This window comes from Acinetobacter sp. YH12063 (assembly GCF_013419715.1).
In the GTDB taxonomy this organism is placed as follows: Bacteria; Pseudomonadota; Gammaproteobacteria; order Pseudomonadales; family Moraxellaceae; genus Acinetobacter; species Acinetobacter amyesii.
Genome location: NZ_VOZO01000002.1, coordinates 301,785 through 322,538 on the forward strand (window position 1 = coordinate 301,785; position 20,754 = coordinate 322,538).

At 40.6% G+C, this 20,754-nt stretch carries 18 protein-coding genes; 6 read left to right on the forward strand and 12 right to left on the reverse strand.

All coding sequences use genetic code 11. The features are described from left to right. Positions 1 to 59: 59 nt before the first annotated feature. From FTU12_RS04360 to acnD, 5 genes are all read right to left on the reverse strand, one after another. On the reverse strand, positions 60 to 296 hold the full coding sequence (locus FTU12_RS04360; RefSeq protein ID WP_143221616.1) for a hypothetical protein: 237 nt from the start codon (positions 294 to 296) through the stop codon (positions 60 to 62). A 39-nt stretch (positions 297 to 335) separates the two neighbouring features. Further along, positions 336 to 755, reverse strand: a complete 420-nt coding sequence (locus tag FTU12_RS04365) for a type II toxin-antitoxin system VapC family toxin (RefSeq protein ID WP_078192327.1) — start codon at positions 753 to 755, stop codon at positions 336 to 338. Beyond that, the gene (locus FTU12_RS04370; RefSeq protein ID WP_180113816.1) at positions 755 to 985 is read right to left on the reverse strand and encodes an antitoxin; all 231 of its coding nucleotides are present in this window, start codon (positions 983 to 985) and stop codon (positions 755 to 757) included. Before FTU12_RS04370 ends, FTU12_RS04365 begins: the two co-directional genes overlap by 1 nt. A gap of 260 nt (positions 986 to 1,245) precedes the next feature. Then, on the reverse strand, positions 1,246 to 2,496 hold the full coding sequence (locus FTU12_RS04375; protein WP_180113817.1) for a hypothetical protein: 1,251 nt from the start codon (positions 2,494 to 2,496) through the stop codon (positions 1,246 to 1,248). A 149-nt stretch (positions 2,497 to 2,645) separates the two neighbouring features. Then, positions 2,646 to 5,264 (reverse strand): Fe/S-dependent 2-methylisocitrate dehydratase AcnD, encoded by a 2,619-nt coding sequence (gene acnD / locus FTU12_RS04380; RefSeq protein WP_180113818.1) that lies wholly within the window; start codon positions 5,262 to 5,264, stop codon positions 2,646 to 2,648. Between the two features lie 591 nt (positions 5,265 to 5,855). Between acnD and FTU12_RS04385 the strand changes: the two genes are divergently transcribed. Then, a complete protein-coding gene (locus FTU12_RS04385; protein ID WP_180113819.1) occupies positions 5,856 to 7,955 on the forward strand; it encodes a multicopper oxidase family protein in 2,100 nt (699 codons plus the stop codon). Between the two features lie 117 nt (positions 7,956 to 8,072). Continuing rightward, positions 8,073 to 8,798, forward strand: a complete 726-nt coding sequence (locus FTU12_RS04390) for a folate-binding protein YgfZ (protein ID WP_257227282.1) — start codon at positions 8,073 to 8,075, stop codon at positions 8,796 to 8,798. 205 nt (positions 8,799 to 9,003) lie between these two features. On the opposite strand, the gene FTU12_RS04395 is transcribed toward FTU12_RS04390, so the two are convergent. From FTU12_RS04395 to FTU12_RS04405, 3 genes are all read right to left on the reverse strand, one after another. Beyond that, positions 9,004 to 10,185: a Fic family protein gene (locus FTU12_RS04395; RefSeq protein WP_180089184.1), complete on the reverse strand. Its 1,182-nt coding sequence runs from the start codon at positions 10,183 to 10,185 to the stop codon at positions 9,004 to 9,006. A gap of 168 nt (positions 10,186 to 10,353) precedes the next feature. Continuing rightward, a complete protein-coding gene (locus FTU12_RS04400) occupies positions 10,354 to 11,538 on the reverse strand; it encodes a sorbosone dehydrogenase family protein (RefSeq protein WP_180113820.1) in 1,185 nt (394 codons plus the stop codon). Positions 11,539 to 11,746: 208 nt separating this feature from the next. Beyond that, the gene (locus FTU12_RS04405; protein WP_078191141.1) at positions 11,747 to 11,992 is read right to left on the reverse strand and encodes a hypothetical protein; all 246 of its coding nucleotides are present in this window, start codon (positions 11,990 to 11,992) and stop codon (positions 11,747 to 11,749) included. A gap of 249 nt (positions 11,993 to 12,241) precedes the next feature. On the opposite strand from FTU12_RS04405, the gene FTU12_RS04410 reads away from it, so the two are divergent. Next, positions 12,242 to 13,048, forward strand: coding sequence for a tetratricopeptide repeat protein (locus tag FTU12_RS04410; protein WP_111884806.1), 807 nt, complete (start codon positions 12,242 to 12,244; stop codon positions 13,046 to 13,048). A gap of 72 nt (positions 13,049 to 13,120) precedes the next feature. Here FTU12_RS04410 and FTU12_RS04415 read toward each other — a convergent pair whose 3' ends face one another. From FTU12_RS04415 to FTU12_RS04430, 4 genes are all read right to left on the reverse strand, one after another. After that, positions 13,121 to 14,050: an AEC family transporter gene (locus tag FTU12_RS04415; protein WP_180027265.1), complete on the reverse strand. Its 930-nt coding sequence runs from the start codon at positions 14,048 to 14,050 to the stop codon at positions 13,121 to 13,123. 77 nt (positions 14,051 to 14,127) lie between these two features. Further along, positions 14,128 to 15,243, reverse strand: a complete 1,116-nt coding sequence (locus FTU12_RS04420) for an NADH:flavin oxidoreductase/NADH oxidase (protein ID WP_180113821.1) — start codon at positions 15,241 to 15,243, stop codon at positions 14,128 to 14,130. A gap of 12 nt (positions 15,244 to 15,255) precedes the next feature. After that, positions 15,256 to 17,361 carry a TonB-dependent receptor gene (locus FTU12_RS04425; RefSeq protein ID WP_180113822.1) on the reverse strand — a complete coding sequence of 702 codons (2,106 nt, stop codon included), beginning with the start codon at positions 17,359 to 17,361 and terminating at the stop codon, positions 15,256 to 15,258. Positions 17,362 to 17,379: 18 nt separating this feature from the next. Further along, positions 17,380 to 18,633, reverse strand: a complete 1,254-nt coding sequence (locus tag FTU12_RS04430) for a carbohydrate porin (RefSeq protein ID WP_180113823.1) — start codon at positions 18,631 to 18,633, stop codon at positions 17,380 to 17,382. A gap of 389 nt (positions 18,634 to 19,022) precedes the next feature. On the opposite strand from FTU12_RS04430, the gene mutM reads away from it, so the two are divergent. From mutM to FTU12_RS04445, 3 genes are all read left to right on the forward strand, one after another. Beyond that, positions 19,023 to 19,877: a bifunctional DNA-formamidopyrimidine glycosylase/DNA-(apurinic or apyrimidinic site) lyase gene (gene mutM / locus FTU12_RS04435; RefSeq protein WP_111884801.1), complete on the forward strand. Its 855-nt coding sequence runs from the start codon at positions 19,023 to 19,025 to the stop codon at positions 19,875 to 19,877. Further along, the gene (locus tag FTU12_RS04440) at positions 19,874 to 20,152 is read left to right on the forward strand and encodes a peptidylprolyl isomerase (RefSeq protein WP_078192338.1); all 279 of its coding nucleotides are present in this window, start codon (positions 19,874 to 19,876) and stop codon (positions 20,150 to 20,152) included. Before mutM ends, FTU12_RS04440 begins: the two co-directional genes overlap by 4 nt. Positions 20,153 to 20,349: 197 nt before the next feature. Continuing rightward, positions 20,350 to 20,724, forward strand: a complete 375-nt coding sequence (locus tag FTU12_RS04445; protein WP_005007840.1) for a hypothetical protein — start codon at positions 20,350 to 20,352, stop codon at positions 20,722 to 20,724. Positions 20,725 to 20,754: the final 30 nt, after the last annotated feature.

Genomic DNA, 20,754 nt, shown 5'->3' on the forward strand with positions numbered 1-20,754 from the left:
CCTATCGAGTGATAGGGCTTTTCTTTCTAAACAGCGGATAACTGTTAGTGTTTTGCAGCTTAGGCATTCTTATTGTTAAATTGATTGCCTTGGCATTTGGTACACGGTGGTAAACGATCAGTACCAATTTCTAAGTAGACGCGGTGTCCGCATTGAACACAAAAATAGAAGCCTGTTCCGGGTTTTTGACCAGCAGTAACCATTTTTGTTCTCCATGTGTTTTTAGAAATGGTAGATTCAGTATAACCCTCTTGTGATGAATGTCTATTGGTCATTTCGACAATTGATAATGGCATTTAGGCAAAGCATAATTTCGTGTGGAAATTTTGGTGGGTTTACAGAGATTTGCTGAGCCAGTTTTCTACTTGCAGTTCGTCTACACGCAGAAATTCTTTTTCATTGTTTGTGACCATGACCCAATTATTTGATCGTGCATGAGCAGCTAGCCATAAATCGTTATTGCCAATTATTTGCCCCTGAAGCGCTAACTGTTTTCGAATTTGAGCATAGTGTACGGCGGTGTGTTCATCTAACTCTATAACAGGAATGATTGAAGTTAATTCATCGATAACTTTGAAAGCTTTGTCTTTCCATTGGCTTTTTTCCGCACCAAAGCGAAGTTCCCCCAAAGTAATCACTGAAATAAAAATATTGCCGTCAGGTAAATGTTTTTCAAAATGCTGACGGACAATTTCGGGTTGATGCTTGGTGATATAAATACAAATATTGGTATCTAATAAATATTGTGTTGGCATTAGAACTCTTCTCGTTCTTGCGGTGGTTCATCCACTCTTGTTTCTGCATAAAAGTCGTTTGGCATTTGTGCCAAAACTTTAAATAGTTGATCTGCTGTGACTGGTTTTTCTCGCAATATGACTTCGTCACCTCGGCGGAAGATTTCTACTTCTTTGCCTTCAAAACGAAATTCTTTGGGTAAGCGAATGGCTTGACTGCGTCCTGTCATAAAAACTTTTGCGGTAGTCATAGCACTACTCCAGCAGTTTTGATATATACCTTATGATAGGTACTTATTGATTATTTTTCAATCAAATTATTATCCGTATTTAATACTTATTTTTAGAAATAAAATCTATAAGGATAAGAAAAAAAGTAGCTGATCTAAATATAGAATCAGCTGGACTATTTTCGGTCTAAATAATTTAAATGAGAGGACTATAGATAAAATCTACTTATAGCTTAAAGTGACCGTGTAATAATGAGGTTGAGGAAGTTGGCCGAAGTATCTTAACTATCGTTACTTGCTTTAGCTGGAGTGATCGAATCAATTACATCCTCAACCTTACTTACTAATTTTTCTCCCACCTTGTTCAAACCTGTTTTTTCGACAATCTCATGTGTTGGACTTCCATGATTGATTGAATCAACTAACCTTAAAGGTGCTTCTTCAAGTCTAGTTAGGGCAACATTAAATAATCGAGCCTCGAATTCTTCATCAATTTTTGCAGCTTCTTTTTTATAACCCTCGTATGCTTTAGCTACAGATGCTTTAAACCCATAATCTTCAGCTAGCTTAAATCTTTGGCTAATCTGCTTTGTTGCAAGCCATGCAAACCATAATGGAGCAATCACACTTGTTATTGATAGTAAAACTTTCATCCAAATGACACCCCAATTCAATGTAGTAGCATTAATAGAGCTTGATAAACCTTGAATTCTGTCGTAACCAATAATTGCTGCTAAGATTAAAGCTATAAGTAGCCCCCCTACCCAGAACCTCATAGATATCTTCAAATCACTAGCTCTTTGATCAAATGCAGCGGCTAATCCTTTAGTTGTAGTAATCCTATATGCATCTTCACAATTTTCAATTAATTGTTGTGCCTGTTGGTGCATTTCATTAATTGATTTTAGTTGTGATTCAACTAATGATTTATGCTCACTTACTTTCTTCCTATCAAAAGAACTTTCTTTTTCAATTTCAGATACTTGTTTGCGAGCTTCTTTTAAACTTTTTAAGTCCGTAGGCAATGTTTCAGCAGCTTCCGTCGCATCATTTATAAGATCAATTTGATTTTTTAGATCATCTTTATTGGGAATAATAGTTTCTAACTCTGCTTGAATACCTCTCAAACGACGTGATAACTGATTGGGCATTGCCTTATTATCTTGTAAAACTTCCCATCCAACTAAAGGTGAAATTACTTGTCTAATCCAGTTTAAAGTTGAAATATAAATAGGGATAGCTTGTGCTCCATTTCCATTAAACATATAAGGTATGGTATCGGAGTACATTAGTCTGATTTTATCAGGAATGTTGCTAATCACTATCTCAAAATCTTCTTCTAAGTTCTCGATTTTAAGAGCTCTTAAACTTTGACTGATTTCTTTAGGCATATATGCTAAATCATGTCTTGTTAAGGGTGGATGATTCCATCCATATACATTTTTCAGAATTTGATCATCATTCCATGAAGCTAAAACAGCAGCTGAAAGCTCATCTAAGACATCACATAAATTTGTAATTATTTCACTCATATTTTCCCCCAAATAGAAAACGCTCCAATTCACATTAGAGCGTTTTTTAAACAATATCAATGACTTTAATCTCCCCTAACCCCTCTTTATAAAAGAGGGGTACTCCCTCCTTTGAAAAAGGAGGGCTGGGGAGGATTTAAAGAATTACATCAAGCCACATTCCCTTCTAAAAAGTCCTGTGCAAAGCGTTGCAATACACCACCCGCTTCATACACATGCACTTCTTCTTCAGTGTCTAAACGGCAAGTCACAGGCACTTTAATGATTTCATTTTTGCCATCAGTCGTAGAACGTTCAATCACTAAAGTTAAATCAGAACGCGGTGCAATATTACCAATCACGCTATACAGCTCTGTACCATCCAGCTTCAAAGTTTTACGGTCAGTCCCTGCTTTAAACTCAAGCGGTAACACACCCATACCCACCAAGTTAGTACGGTGAATACGCTCAAAACCTTCCGCCACAATCACTTCTACACCTGCAAGGCGCACACCTTTGGCAGCCCAGTCACGGCTCGAACCTTGACCGTAGTCCTTACCTGCAATAATGATCAGCGGTTGCTTACGGTTCATGTAAGTTTCAATTGCTTCCCACATACGCATCACTTCGCCTTCAGGCTCTACACGCGCTTTTGAACCTTGCTTGATCGTACCGTCAGAACGAACCACCATTTCATTGAACAATTTCGGGTTAGCAAATGTTGCACGCTGTGCAGTTAAATGGTCACCACGGTGGGTTGCGTATGAGTTAAAGTCTTCTTCAGGCACGCCCATTTTATGTAAGTACTCACCTGCAGCCGAATCCATCATGATCGCATTTGAAGGCGATAAATGGTCTGTGGTGATGTTGTCAGGCAAGATCGCAAGCGGACGCATATTTGACAAGGTACGCGGTGCAGCCAAAGCCCCTTCCCAATACGGCGGACGGCGAATATAAGTACTTTGCGGACGCCAGTCGTATAACGGGCTTGCCGCTTTTTCACGCTCACCCAAGTCAAACATTGGGATATACACTTTCTTAAACTGTTCAGGTTTAACCGCTTCTTTTACCAATGCATCAATTTCAGCATCAGAAGGCCAAATGTCTTTCAGGTAAATTGGATTACCGTCTTTGTCATTGCCCAATGAATCAGTTTCGATGTCAAAACGGATCGTCCCTGCAATGGCATACGCCACAACTAAAGGAGGCGAAGCCAAGAATGCTTGTTTTGCGTATGGATGGATACGTCCGTCAAAGTTACGGTTACCTGAAAGTACCGCAGTTGCATACACATCACGGTCAATAATTTCTTGCTGAATCACTGGATCGAGCGCACCTGACATGCCGTTACAAGTGGTGCATGCATAGGCAACAATACCAAAACCTAATTTTTCTAAATCACCCAATACACCTGCTTCTTCGAGGTATAAAGCGGCTGCTTTAGAACCTGGTGCAAAAGATGATTTCACCCAAGGTTTACGTACCAAGCCCAGCTCATTTGCCTTACGTGCCAACAAACCTGCTGCCACTGTATTACGCGGGTTTGAGGTATTGGTACATGAAGTAATTGCAGCGATGATCACCGCGCCATCTGGAATTAAACCTTCCGCTTCTTGCGCACGTGCTGCTTCTAAGTTGCCTGCAATACCTTTGGCTTTTAGGTCAGCCGTCGATACACGTGCATGCGGGTTCGATGGCCCTGCAATGTTACGGGTTACTTTCGACAAATCAAAACGCAGTACACGCGGGTATTCCGCAGCGGTCATATCAGACGCCCAAAGACCGATTTCTTTGGCATAGCCTTCAACCAATTTCACTTGATCCGCTTCACGGCCTGTCAAAGTCAGGTAATCAATGGTGTTTTGGTCGATGTAGAACATCGCTGCCGTTGCGCCATATTCAGGGGTCATGTTCGAGATCGTTGCACGGTCACCCACTGACATGCTGTCAGCACCTTCACCGAAGAACTCTAAATAAGCACCGACTACACGTTCTTTACGCAAGAATTCAGTAAGTGCTAACACGATGTCAGTTGCGGTAATGCCCGCTTGACGCTGACCAACAAGTTCTACACCAATGATGTCTGGCAGACGCATCCAAGATGCACGGCCGAGCATGACATTTTCAGCTTCTAGACCGCCGACACCGACAGAAATCACACCCAATGCATCAGTATGCGGCGTATGTGAGTCTGTGCCCACGCAAGTGTCTGGGAATGCTACGCCTTCACGGTTTTGAATTACTGGAGACATTTTCTCCAGGTTGATTTGATGCATGATGCCGTTGCCCGCAGGGATCACATCGACATTTTCAAAGGCTGTCTTGGTCCATTCAATGAAATGGAAACGGTCTTCGTTACGACGGTCTTCAATCGCGCGGTTTTTCTCAAAAGCGTCTGGGTCAAAACCACCAAACTCTACAGCTAGAGAATGGTCAACAATCAGCTGTGTTGGAACAACAGGATTGACTTTTGACGGGTCGCCACCTTGATCTGCAATGGCATCACGCAAGCCTGCAAGGTCAACCAATGCGGTTTGACCGAGGATGTCATGGCACACCACACGTGCAGGGTACCAAGGGAAATCGTGGTCTTGTTTGCGGTTAATCAGCTCTTTTAAAGATTGTTCTAAGATTGCAGGGTCGCATTTACGAACCAACTGCTCTGCAAGGACTTTAGATGTATATGGGAGTTTTGCGTATGCGCCTGGCTGAATATCTTCTACGGCTTGGCGTACATCGAAGTATTCTAGCTGGGTGCCTTGCAGCGGTTTACGGTAGTTGTTGTTCATAGCGTTCCTGCCCTCGGTCTTTCATTTTTTTGCGTTGTCTTTTTCATAGACAATTCATCTTTGTTCGATAGGCATACTACACTGCCGAAAACCCATTTCCCAAATCTCATATATTTCATATAGTTAAATATAAAAACAGGGGTTTTTGAAATATTTAGTTACACTAACTTTGGAATATTCGCTCTAAATATGAATTTTTTTGAAAAATAGCTGCAAATCTGCCTCATTCTTTAGTCTAAGGAAAATTGCACTGCATAATATTTAATCTAAATATCAACCAAATTGATTAAAAATCAGTCTTATTAATTTTAGTATTTAATAATCAAGGCATTAAATTACTTCATTAGCTCATCGCGCCTCAAAGCCATAATGTGAATCAAAGCACAGTTTTATTATTTATTTTATCTTAGTTCTCAATTTATCCCTATTTGCAGGGATAGCGTCGAATCCCCCCTCTCTCAGATAATAAAAGCACGACATACAAGCACAGTAATTCGCTGTACTCGCCAAAATAATCACAATATTTACAAAACCTTAGCTAAATAAATCAGCGACTACTGTTCTACCGTCATTATGCTTTGGGGAAAGATCATGACAAAATTTAAAACCATCATTGGGGCTGGCTGCCTCTTAAGCTGTCTCAGCTTCATTGCCTGTGGCGACAACGACCAATCGACAACAGATTCGACGATTCAAGAAGAGGAAGTAGACTCACCGACTGTCGTCTCGAATCCACCACGTTTGAAAGCCAATGCACAAGGTCAACATGAACTACTGATAGCGTATAAACGCCAAGCCTTATACGACCCTGAAACGGGTGAAAATGACCTATTACAGGTCAGAGGCTATCTGACTAAACCTGAACTCTGGAACTCGAAAAATAGCGATGGCAGTGTCTCTGATGTACTGGTTGGCCCACAAATTCGTGCGAAACCAGGTGACAATTTAAAAATTCATCTGGTCAATCACCTCCCTGTTGAATCGACGGAGACCTGTCCAAGTCCAGTGACCAATATTAACCAAGGGAACTGTTTTAACACTACAAATTTACATACACATGGTCTTTGGGTTAGCCCGCAAGGAAATAGTGACAACGTATTTTTGAGCTTAAAGCCTCAGCAAGATTTTCATTACGAATTTAAGATCGAACCGAATCATCCTGCGGGAACATTTTGGTATCACTCGCATGTGCATGGTTCAACCGCGATTCAGGTCTCAAGTGGCATGGCTGGCCCTTTAATTATTGAGGGAGAGCGAAAACCCATCATGCGTAATGGGCAAATTCAGCAGACTGGAGATTTAGACATCTTATGGAAAAATCAAAAAACCCAGCAGTATGACCATGAAAAAGTCATGCTGTTCCAGCAAATTCAATACAATGAAGATTGCGACAGCAAATTAAGCCAAGTAAATGGCACACCCTGCATCTATAGCTTAGAAGATTATTCAAAACTGGATATACCGACCTCATGGGCGGATGAAAATCGTTTTACCAGTATCAATGGCAAAATGTTTGGTGAAATTAAGGTGGATCAGAACCAATACCACCGCTGGCGCATGATTCATGGCGGTATCCGTGACACCATTGGTTTGACCATCAAAGAACTGCCTGATTCTGCGCTCTTTACCGCAGAGCAAACCCTTAGTGAATGTCAAAAATATCAAAGTAAGTCAATGTCTTCACAGTTTAAAACGCTGAAAACATTACCGTTATATACCCTTGCACAAGACGGCTTGACCATGGGGAAAATCCAAAAGCAAGGAATTGAAATTTTTCAGCCGGGTTATCGCTTTGATGCCATGCTCTCTTTCCCGACCACCAATAAATACTGTGTATACGATGCCAAGCTGAATCTAGAAGATGAAATTAATGCGCCTGAATCAAGTCCGTTACTTCGTCGCGCACCAGAAGAAAAACTCAATACACAGCTCCTCGGTTGGGTCAATGTGCAAGCAACTCAACTACCGCAGCAAACGCCGTTTAACTTCTTAAAAAGTCAGGCCACCCAACTAAAACTGGCACCAGAAGTGATTGCACAGCTCGAACAGGGTGATTTATCAGCCTTTATATCTCATGCGAGTTTAATGACTGCTGAAGTCGATGAAATGCTCAAAACGATGGCGAAGCAAATCACCAACTTTGACATTCTGTTCAATACAGATGGCAGCTTTAAATTTGGTATTCGTCATGCCGAAGAAGGTACCTTGATCAGCTTTGGCGATGCCTACCACGATGAAGACCATACCCACCATAGCTATGTCCGCAAGCTTCCAATCGGGCAAACCCAAGAGTGGGAGTTGAGTAGTAATGTTGCAAGTCATCCCTTCCATATCCATGTCAATCCATTCCAAGTCGTGAAAATATTGAATGAAAATGGTGTCGATGTCAGTGCCATCGGCAGCTCAGATAAAGATGGTGCAGGAAATATTGACTCGCAATATCATGGAATGAAAGGCGTTTGGAAAGATACGTTCTTCGTCAAACAGGGCTATAAAATCTTTGTACGCAGTAAATACGAAAAATTTGAAGGCGACTTTGTGCTGCACTGCCATATTTTAGACCATGAAGATCAAGGCATGATGGAAACCGTGCGTATTTGTGGCGACCAATATGATTGTAATAGTGAACCGCCTTCACATCATTCCACTATGGATATGTCTGCAAGCGATATGCCGACACACAATCACTAAGACCGATCTCTGCTGTACAAAAGCCCATATCAATATGGGCTTTTTGTTTGCCTAACACTGCGGCTTGCTGCAAAATAACATGATTAATGATATCTAAAATTTATATTGAGGCTGGTCATGACAACGTCTATGGCATTCACATCTTTTTCTCTCAACGGTGTCGATGCACAAAAATTTCTACAAGGGCAAGTTACTTTGCATGTTGAACGCCTTGAAGAAAATGCAACACGTTATACCGCAATCTGCGACCTCAAAGGCCGTATTCACTTTGGTTTATGGCTCACCAAACACAGTGCTGAAAGTTTTTCTATTGTCACAACAGCAGATCAAGCCGAAGAATTTGCCAAACATATTAAAAAATTCGGCGCTTTTTCAAAAATGAAACTGGAAGAAGCCGGTGCAGTTTTTCCAAGTTTAGCCGGTGATGAAACGACATTTACTTCGGAACCGACGGATATTGCAGCATGGGAAGTTCAAGCCATTCAAGCGGGTCAGGCCTATATTGACCAAGCGCTTGAACATGTGTTCCAACCGCAAGAGCTACGTTTACATCAGCGTGAAGGTGTACACTATGACAAAGGCTGTTATTTGGGTCAGGAAGTGATTGCACGTTTATGGTTTAAAGCCAAACCCAAAGCTTGGTTGCATGCGATTTCAGGTACAGGCGCTGCTCCTGCACAAGGCGAACAGCTGAATAAAGGCGTGCAAGTGGTAAATAGCGCGGCTGTAGAAAATGGTTATGTAGCACTGGTTGTTGCTCGTCCTGAAGCCTTAGAAGAGTTAGACGTGACTGTTTTAGCCTTGCCTGAAGCATTGAATGGTGATGTGGCACGTCCTGCTTAAGTCTATAAATTTTAGAATGTTGTGGTACATTAGCCTCTAAGTTTAGGGGCTTTTTTATGACTGAAAAATTATAGAAATATAAAGGTTAAATTTTTTTTATAGGAAAATAATGTCAGCTAAAATGACAGTTATTTACTATTTTAATTCAATAACTTAAACCAATAAAATTAAAAAAAATGTCAGTAAAAATGTCATCTATATTGTTTTATATGTATGGATAATACAATTTCCCTTCTAATTCATTCAAAAATCCAGCTTTCACAATTCCTTCTATATCTCGATAGTAAGTTCGTTCTGTTTTGCCTTTAAATAATATCTGAACAATAGGTCGTTTATAAAGTTCAGTAGGTGAAACAATAATTGCTTCAGCCATATAAATTTCAATCAATTGAATTTGTCTTTCAGATAACCTTTTGTTTTTACGAGCATCATTCAATGCATTTTTATAAAGAAGAAAACGAATAAGGTCATCTCCTTGATCATGTAAGTTTTCAATGGTTTTAAACATACCTTCTATCATAAATCTGACAAAACCTTGATGAGCATCATCTTGTTTTTTATCGGCTAACTTGCGACATTGATTAAAAAGTGCAAAATATTGGTGAATATTTTCCTGATAGTATTTCCATACAGCAGAAGAACTAAAATGATAACCTGATTGTTCCAAAATCAGCATTTCAATCAATCGCCCTGTACGCCCATTACCATCCCAAAATGGATGAATTAATTCAAAATAATAGTGTGCAAGACTTGCTCGAATCAACACAGCTTGTTGCATAATGACAGGGGCATTTAACCATTCAAGCCAAGCTAACATCAGATATTCAATATCTGCTAAGCATTTCGGTGGACGATATGTCCCTCCATGTTCTGCATCACCTACGATCGTTTTTTGTGTAGGTTGATTATTTCTGAATTGAGCAGGTGGATTATTTTTTTCATCAACATCTTGAGAAACAAGGCGATGCAATGTCAATACATCATCCAAGCTTATATTTTTTCCCAAATTAGGAGTAAGTGTTGTGTGTTTATGTTGATTAATCCAATCTATCGCCTGCTTTAGGTTGGTTAATCTTTTTTCTGCTGTATTTTGGATTTGAGCTGGATCAATTTTTAAAATTTGCGCTGTTTCTTCTTGGCTGAACTCACCACCTTCTATAGTATTCGTACTGTAAATACTACTTGCAAGAATTTTTTCTTGCATCTGGTCGATAATTTGAGGAAGTCCTGGCATTTTATTAAAGCGCTTTTGTGCATCATTTACTCGGTCAATTGCCCCTTGTAAACGTTCGTAGTCTAAACTCAGACTAAATGTGAATGAACCAGATTTATAGGTCATCACACGTAGTGTAGTTTCATTCAACCACTCTTTGCTTTGCTCAGGCATTTTTTTCCTTAAATTTTGTCAGCAAAAATGTCAGTTATTTTCCAATATATCTCAAAGTATTACAGCATTTCAATATATTTATATGTCAGTAAAAATGTCAGAATATTTAAAGTGATCAACCCTCTCTTTATTTTATACTTAGACTTTTTTTATTGGATTTTCACAAAATCAGAAAATATCTCTCCACCTCACAAAATAAACCACCCCACCCCGATCATCCGAAAAATAAAAGGAATTTGCATCAATTCGGTAAATATCCGCAGGTCGCCCATGCACCGTTTTACCGACTAAAAAACCATCCATAAAGGTTTCTAGCTTTTGTCCTTTGCGCATAATTGTAATTTGATAGCCATGACCAATGGCTGCGTCGGTAGAACCATGCAAAGCCACTAAAAAAGCATTTTTAATCGTATCGTCCGTGTTTGGATCATCAAAATAATCAAAACCCAATGCAGAGGAATGTGAAGAAAAATAAGCATAGGGCGATGGAACATTTTTACAGCCAGATGCACGTTTAAATTTCGGATCAGCCAAGACTTTACCCTTCCATGAATAACATGCGGGCCAGCCATAATCGATATCCCGCTTTAACGCATAAAAAGTTTCATCTGGCTTTTTACTTCCCAAATGATCATAACCTTGATTGGTCGCAAATAGAAATCTACCGATCCATTTTAATCCAACTGCATTACGCAAACCTGTCGCATACATCCGTTGCTCTGAACCATCAGGATTCATCTCGATGACTGAGGCTCGCACTTTTTCTTTTTCTACACAGGCGTTACAACTCGAGCCAACCGACACATAAATCTTCCCATTTCCACCGACTGCAATCGTCCGCGTCAGATGCCAACCGCCGTATTTATAACTCAAACCATAATCGGGAAATGTCGCTAAAACTTCAGCCTTACTCGAAGGCTGAGTTTCTCCTTTGTTGAATTTTTGCCGTGTCAGTTGGTGCGTTTCCGCCAAATAGAGCCAATCCTGTCCTTGAGCATCGGTATAAAACTGAACTGAATTTGGATTTCTCAAACCAGTCAAATAAGGAATGATTTTGCCAAATTTACCTGTGTCAGCATTCCAATCATCCAATATATATACAGTACCTTTTTTATTATCTGTTAGATCATACATATCCGTGACAAACATTCTGCGATCAGGCGCTTGCGCAAAAAAGCGTACCCGTTTGAGACCTTCAGCAGCAGGAATGATCTCGAAATTTGCAGGCAAATTTAATGAAAACTGCTTGCCATTTTTTAAATGGATTGGATGAGGTACAAGCTTGGGTTGTTGAGCCCAACTGGTCATTGAACAGACGAAACCAAGGATCAAGATGGCGCTTATTTTTATCATATTTAAATACATCTCAATGAATCATGTATATCTGTATTCATCATAGATGCCTTGTATCTATTTTATTCAATTTATATTTTTAGAAAATATTATACTTTTGAAAAGAAAGGTTTTTTTAAATCACATATGCTGTTGCAGCACACAACAGTCAAAAATAAGGAGGAACTTTATTCCCCCTCACGTCTTCGTTTTTAAATCATGATTTTAATCAAAATCCATGAAACAACTTATTCATGTCTTTGCATACATATTCTTTAAAATGATAGGCGCGCGCATGTTTGGCATCAAATTTAGCTTCTAAATCGCCTTTTTTGAAAATATAAACCCGATCCTCTTTACTGACTAAAAACTCTGCACCCAGTTTCATCAAAAGCGCATCTATTTTATCTTCATCTGCAATCGATTCATCTGCATTGATTTTATCGTAATTGCGTTTAATGCCTTTAATAAACATCGCGCTGCCTCTGAGAAAATAACAATGCGCGATTAAATCAGAGTCCTGCTTTTTTGCAAAGGCTTTTGATGCAATAAAGTCATGGCATTTAAAGCGCTAAGGGCAATCAACATTATTTTATAAAAACGCTTTAAATCACAATTCCTCACTTTACATTTACGTAAATCTACCTATGATGTAAAAACCGACAAAAATAACCACCAAAACACATAAACGGAATTATGTGTATGATTTAAAAAAGGTTTCAAGATGAAAAAAATCTTACTTGCAAGCATTTTAGCAATGAGCACTCAATTGGCTTTTGCTGAAACTAAAACAGATGCCGTCGATCCTGAATTTGCTAAAGTGGAAGCTATGGTCAAGGCCAAAGATATGAATGGTGCCTACCAGACACTGAGCAAGCTTGCAGCAAAAGGTAATGCTCAGGCCATTTATAATTTGGGCTATCTTACTCAAACAGGTCAAGGCGTAGCGAAGGATGAGAAAAAAGCCATCCAACTCTATGAACAGGCTGCAGCCAAAGGCTACCCTGTTGCAAACTATGTTTTAGGTAAAAATTATGCAACGGGCACACTGGGCTTAAAACAAGACACCAATAAGGCCAAACAATATTTAGAACGCGCATCTTCGGCAGGTTTTGACGATGCCTCCATCGACTATGCCATTTTACTTTTTGCAGAAAATAAACCTGAGTCAGATAAATTGGCACTCAGCAAACTTGATCCGCTGATTAAAAAAGGCAACTACCCTGCGATTCATGCCAAAGCACTTTATGACATCAGTGCTGGCTTTAAAGCTAAAAATGAAAAGCCTATTCAGCAAGGTCTAAATAGCATTCAAGAGTTAGCAAAAAAAGGCTATGTCCCTGCATTGATGGCGGTGGGCAATATGTTTGTAAATGGCAATATCATCCCGCAAAATTTGCCTGAAGCTAAAAAAATATTCAGTGCATTAGCCAAAGAAAATATTCCACAAGCCAAAGAATCTTTGGCAACCGTGGATAAAATGATTGCTGAACAAGCCAAAGCACCTAAAGCCAATGCGAAAAAGAGTTAATTAAGCATTAAAAAAAGCCCTGCACATGCAGGGCTTTTTCATGGGGTTAAGAAAATCTTGAGCTGATCAAAATCACGCCCACCACAAACTGATTAATACGCCTGTTACGACAAAGCCCAAGATGGTACTCATCAACAAAGGCGTTAAGGTCTTTTCATTTAAGCCATAAACTTGCCCAAGCATGGCAAAAATCGTCGGCATCGGTAATGCGGCAATAATCGTCCCTGCATATAACATCTCTTGGCTGACATCAGTCAAATAGCGTAAGCCTAAATAAGTCAGTAAAGGCATCACCAAGTTGCTTGAAATTACCAAATAGAAGCTCTGAGCATTCACATACTTTAAGCTCATACCGACAATTCCCCCACCAATTGCAAACAGCGCCAGTGGTGAAGCCGTTTGCCCTAACATCGCCAGTACATCATTGATTTGATGAGGTAAACGAATTTGGAAAATTGCAAACCCAATTCCTAGCATTACCCCTGCAAAAAGTGGATTTTTTAACAGGGTCATTAAGGTATTTTTGATGATGTCGCCAATATTGGCTTTTTGCTGTGAACTTCCTAATTGCGCAAGGACCAGCACCGTTGGAATCAGTAGCACACTTTCAATAATGACGATTAGTGAGGTATAGGTCATCGCATTTTGACCGACCAATAAGCTTAGCACTGCAGTGCCAATTAAGCCTGTATTTGACATGCCAGCGCCTAGTGACAGTACCGCTGTTTGCGACATATTATTTTTAAAATGTGTCGACAATAGCCAATAGGCCATGCCATACAATAAAAATGTGACTCCGGTATAAACAAAGAAATAGCCGGGATACCAAATTTGATGCAAATCTTTAGAAGCTAATGACTGAAAAAACAAAGCCGGTAGTGCAATCTTAATCACAAATGCACCAATGGTTCCAACTTGTTCTTTGCTCAATAAACTACATTTTACCGACAGATATCCCAAGGCCAAAAGAAAAAAGATTGGACCAATCACCTCAAAGACCATACGAAATATCCTGTGTAATAGACTCTTCTATCCACACCCTCAACCTGAGAGTGTGGATCGGACCTCTATTTTGAAAATTAGAAAGCCGTAAATTGACTTCTTTGTGCATGCGGCTGACAGCGTAAGTACTGCGGAGAAATTTTTAAATTTTCACCGAGTTCTGCAGCAGCATGCCATGGCCAACGCGGGTCATATTGAATTGCACGAGCAAGACCAATCGCATCTGCCATGCCATATTGTAAGATGCCTTCGGCTTGCATTGCTTCGGTAATTAAACCCACAGCAATTACGGGAACCTGAACGGCTTGCTTAATCGCTTCAGCAAAAGGCACTTGATAACTGGCTTGTAATTGAATTTTTTGCGCAACATCTAAGCCGCCACTAGAAACATGAATATAGGCTGTTCCTAGTTGTGCAAGCGCTTTTGACAAGCCAATTGCCGAGTCTAGATCCCAACTCGGTGCTTCAGTATATTCCATCCAGTCGGTTGCGGAAATACGTACCCCAATTGGATAATCTTCAGGAACGGCATTTTTCATGGCTTGGAACACTTCAAGCGTCAGCCGAATGCGATTTTCCAGACTGCCACCATATTCATCGCTACGCCGATTCGACAATGGCGACATAAATTGATGCAGCAAATAACCATGTGCAGCATGTAGCTCAATTAAGTCAAAGCCTGCATCTACCGCACGTTTTGCTGAATCGGCAAAGTCTTGAATGATCTGCTGGATTTCATCTCGGCTTAAAGCATGGGGTGCATGATCTGTGGCATTAAAGGGCAAATCACTGGCTGACACAGTTTGCCATCCTTGAGGATGATTTGGAGGTAATTGTCCACGTCCTGCCCACGGTTTATCTGTCGATGCCTTACGACCCGCATGTGCCAGTTGGATAGCAAATGGCATAGGTGAAAGTGATTTCACCTTGGCCAATAGTGCCTTCATCTGTGCGCGTTGCATATCATTCCAAAGACCGAGGTCTGCATAGCTAATGCGCCCCTCTGCCTGTACAGCCGTTGCCTCGACGATACAAAGTCCGGCACCTGACAAGGCATAATTCGCCCATTGTTGCTCATGCCAATAGCTTAACTCCCCTTGCTCATTGGCAGAATATTGACACATGGGTGCAATCACGATTCGATTACTCAGCCCCAATGTTCCAAACTGAATTGGTTGAAATAACAACGCCACATCACTCTCCTTTTAGAAGGCTTTGGTCACACTCAATCCTGCACTCCAATTCACCCCATCCGCGGGTTCAAAGAAGCGTCCATTTCCATCATTGACGATCACTGAACCGACATAGTTCTCATCAAACAAATTATCTGCACGTACATAGGTTTTAACTTTCCAATCGGCTTGTTTCCACACATAACCTGCGTTGGCAGAAACCACGGTATAGCTCGACGCAGCATCACTGTTGGCATCATCGACATAGACTTTATCCATATAGCGAACATCTAGGCCGGCATTAAAGCCAATATCTGGCTGCCAATTCAGTGCGGCAAACGCTTGGTTTTTGGCGATACCCGGTATATAGGTGCCTTTGACGACATCGCTGTCAGGAATTGCAGCATCAAAAGTGGCATCGATATAACTGTAGCTTGCTTGCGCGCTTAAATCTCGCCATAGCTGTTTATTCCATGAAAGCTCAACACCTTCACGTAAGGTTTTATCGGCATTTTTATAGGTTGCACGACCATTGATACTTCCTGCAGAGACGATGTCATCTTGGGTTTTACTTTGGAATACTGCTGCAGTGAAATTCCCCCATGCATTTTGTGATTTAAGCCCAAGCTCGTAGTTATCGCTACTGGCTGGTTTTAAATCAAAATTCATGCCGTCATCTTTGGAGTAGGCCATTTCTGTAAAGGTTGGTGTTTCAAAACCTTTGGCATAACTGGCATAGGCATTCAGTTGAGGCGCAATATTCCAGCTTACGGCTGCTGAAGGTAAAACTTTGTCATAGTCAGTTTTACCGCTGTCATCCTTATTTAAACCCACGACATATTTATCGTCAGATTCATAATGAACATTGCTATATCGTAGCCCTGTATCTAAAGTCCAATTGGGTAAAAAATTCCACGAAGCTTGGACATAGGGGTCTAAATTCCACAAGGTGTTATTTTCATTTCGACGAATATTGCCTTTCTTGCCAAAATTTCCATTGGCATCAAAATTTTCATAGCCCTTACGGTCTTCATCCATATAATCAAAGGCAAGGCCTGCAGTAAAACGCGTATTCGGCAAGAGGTCTTTGCCTGTCCAGCGAATATCTGTTCCATAATAATCACGGCTAAAATCAATCACACCACCTGCATGGCGCGCATTATTTTGTGGATTTTTGGGGATGGACTGATACTGCACCACATCACGCTGCCCCATATATACCATTGCATTAAGTTCATGCTGATCATTCAATGGTTTTTTCCACGTCAACCCAGTTTGAGTTTGGCTAATTTCCTTACGTACATCATAAGTATTATTGGCATCATTAACTTGTTGCGGATTTTGACGCAATTGCTCCCGATTCAGACCTTGTGGGTCATCGGCATTGATATCCACATGATTCACAATCCAATTGACCTTGGAACCATCATCCAAATCCCACGTCAGTTTTGCATTGCTGAGTACCTTATTTGCAGCACTATGATCACGGTAGCCATCGGTTTCAAAATAAGAAGAACTCACAACATAGCTAGGTTCATTGGCCTGTTCTGAGCCACCTTGCAGCACAATATCAGCACGGCTTTTATTATGACTGCCGCCTGAATAGCCGAGTTCGATGGAGTCTTTTCCAGTACCTTGCTTGGTCGTTGTTAAAATCGCCCCACCCGAAGAGTTACCATATAAAGAGGAAAATGGCCCGCCCAATACCTCGATATGATTTAAGCTACTCATATCGATATTTGACGTCTGTCCCTGACCATCCGGCATGGTCGCAGGGATTCCATCAACATATAAACGGATACCACGCACACCAAATGTTGAACGTGCGCCAAAGCCTCGCATAGACAGTTGCAAGTCTTGTGCGTAGTTTTCACGGTTATTCAGTTGCAGGCCGGGCACACCTTTTAAGGTTTCGGACAGATTTACACCCGTATTGTTATTATTTTCAGCCTGCTGTACACGGTATACCGATGCAGGTGTTTTTAACCACGTGGTATTGGTTCGTGGTGCTTCAATGGTAATCTCAGGAAGTAAAACAGGTTCCGTAGAACCTGTTTCTGCATACAGCTGTTGGCTAATACATGCCGTCAGGCAAAGTAAATGTGTCTTAAATGATGTGACGTTAAATTTACTTTGCATAGAGCACCTATTTTGACATTAGAAGATTACCTTAGAGCTTAAACCAATTAGGAAAGCATCATCAACTCGATTTGTTGAGCCTGGGTTAATCACATATTGTAAACTAGGGCGAATCATCAACCATTTCGTCGGGTTATGGCTATAGTTCAACTCGACATTATATTCTGCACTTGCATCAAATTTCTCAGCAGAAAGTCGATCATTGACATGTACACGGTTCACGCCCAAGCCAACCATATCGTTAGGTAAACGATCGGCCAATCCAATGTATTTCAAACCCAACTGCTGTGAGTTATCAACTTTTGTGGTGACACGATCATGCCAAGTAAAATTGGCAAAGCTATGCAAACCACGTTTGCCTTCACCTGTAGACGTTAACTGTTGCTCAATCGCTACCCAACCACCAAAGGTACGATCTTCAGCTTCACCCGAAATAATGTCTTTTTGATTTTTTACATTATCTGCAGTGTTGTACATCGCACCAAAGCGGTAGCTGCCCGGTAAGCCATTCACCAATGCTTTCGGTGTCCAAATGATTTCTACAGGAATAGTTACACCATCGGCATCATCGGTATCCAAATTCCAACCATGGCGTTCCAAAGCATTTTCAGGGTTGTATTCATACACACCCGCTTGTACAGCAAGTTCTGGGCTAAGCTCTTGCTTCACACGTGCGCCCCACTGTGAAACTGGGGTATTCATCCAAATATTGCCTTGCCATTTACCCATTTGCGCAGCGCAAAATGCAGTACTGGCAAAGTCACAGCCCGTCACGTTAAAGTCCATACCGACACCAAGACGACCGGCTTTAACACTAATACCTTGTTCTTTAAAATTCTTTTCAATCGATAATTCAGTTAAACGACTGTCCTGATTACCACGGCCAAAATTGGCTTGTGCATTTGCCAATTGAGGAACATCCCCTTGCAAATCACGAACTGAGGTACTTTGACCTTGACGAGCAGTCATTACAGCACGCACAGTCACGCCATCCCAACCTGCAAGTTTTTCCATATCAAGCTGTGTTCCTAACCACAATTGGCTAGCTACCGTTGCTGAATGTCCCGGATTACGACCGCCATCGGCAAGATAGGCAGCATCAGCAGCAATATTGGCCTCAAACTTCACACCTTGTTGTGCAAGTTCGGTACGTTTACCATCCCAATCCCCGAGCATGTACTGACCTTTAGTGTCGAATGCTTCTGTAGCGTGAACATGTGTCATGGCTGCTGCAACAAATGCAGGTAGAAGAGCTAGACTGTATTTTTTCATGGTAAAACCTAAATCTGGAGAGAGTCTCTAGACAAGCCACAAGGCTTGAAATCTAATGTCACAGAAATTACATAATTTTTCACGTTCTATCTCAGCATTATTTTTATCATTCACCAAACTTTAATTTATCAATAAGTGACTTTAAATAAATCTATTGTTATGCAATATTTTTAGTGATTATTTTTCAATATCTTATATATCTATTAATTCAATTGTTTAACTTCTGATCGCTTTTTCAAACTCATTATTGTGACTTGTTGGTTTATTATTCTCACAATTAATAATCAATAACCTATTCATACACTCCCTTAGGCCGCGATGAAACTTGCATTATGTAGGGCTAGACCCAATAGTATGCATAACTTGAATGATCCATTGCTTCGACCTTTATGCCTGAATTACCAGAAGTAGAAACCACTAAAACCAGTTTATTGCCATTATTGAATGAAAAGGTTCTCAAAGTTGAGGTTTTTCAGTCGAGCCTGCGTTGGCCTATTCCTGACGACATTCAAAAACTCGTCGGACAAAAGCTGCTTCAGCTCAGCCGTCGATCAAAATATATTTTGGCTGAATTTGAACAGGACAGCATGTTGTGGCATTTGGGCATGTCTGGCAGTTTTCGGATTTGTGAAGGTGATGAAGCATTACGAAAGCATGATCATCTGGTGATTCATTTTGAAGATATGCAATTGCGCTATCACGATCCACGCCGTTTTGGCTGTATTTTATGGTTAGATGCATCGTCTCAAAGCAAACTGATTGACACGCTTGGCCCTGAACCGCTGAGTGATGACTTTAATGCTGAATACTTATTCCAAAAATTTAAAAATAAGCAGACCAGTATCAAAGTATCGATCATGGACAATCATATTGTGGTTGGTGTCGGCAATATCTATGCAACGGAAAGCTTATTTAACTTAGGCATACACCCTGCGCAGCCTGCATCAAGTTTGAGTTTTGAACAAGTTGAAAAAATGGTCATCGAAATCAAACGTATTTTAAAACAGGCAATTGATTTAGGCGGTTCGACGTTACGTGATTACACCAATGCGATGGGCGAAAATGGTTATTTCCAACAAACTCTGCTCGCCTACGGACGTGCCGGTGAAATGTGCATCAACTGTGAAACCATCTTGCACAATATCAAACTAGGGCAACGTGCATCGGTGTTTTGCCCAGAGTGTCAGCCTTTAAAAAAGGTTAAAATGCTGACTAAGAAAACCGTGAAAGGAAATAAAGCATGAAGTCTGCGATTGTTCGCCACATATTAGTCAAAGATAAAGAACTATGTGAGCAACTGAAAAAGAAAATCAAAGGCGGTGCGGACTTTGCCAAAATTGCAAAGCAGCATTCGACATGCCCTTCGGGTAAAAAAGGCGGTGAGCTTGGCGACATTAAAAAAGGCCAACTGGTTGGTCCAATTGATAAGGCGGTATTTACCCTACCCGAACGTGAACTGCATGGTCCGATCAAAAGCCAATTTGGCTGGCATTTATTAGAAATTAAGTTTCGGATGTAACATAGCACCCACATTGAACATGCTATAACGAGTATATCGCGAATATGTGCTTTTCATCTTAAAGCACATAATCCCAGTATTTTTTTCAATCGTTCAGAACATTGGCTGGCGGTTTTCAATCATATAATATAAATCATAGCAACCAGATAACATTGCACTAAATCAATTCTACTTAATAATAAATAAAGGACATTCCATTGGGCTATTACAACTATTTTCGTCTTGGCACTGTCGATACAACAGATTTTACAATCATTCGAGGTGAACGAAAGCATGCACTTATCCAAGCATTATATGATGATCAAGATATGAACCCTCATGGTGAAGTCCAGTTGGCACTAGATTTAGATGGGAATCGTAACGATGAATCAAAATGGTATGATGCGATACAGCAAATTAGCAAATTATCCAAAAATCACCCTTTAGTCTTATTTATATTAGGTCAACAAGCCTGCGCACCCGAATCACCTGAAGAAGCAAATGAAGTATTTACAGGCATTCGAAATGGCATTGTTTTTTCGACATCAGAACCTAAGTTTATGAAAATGACGCCTCAACAAAATTCACAATAAAAAACGGCGCTTTAAGCGCCGTTTTCACTG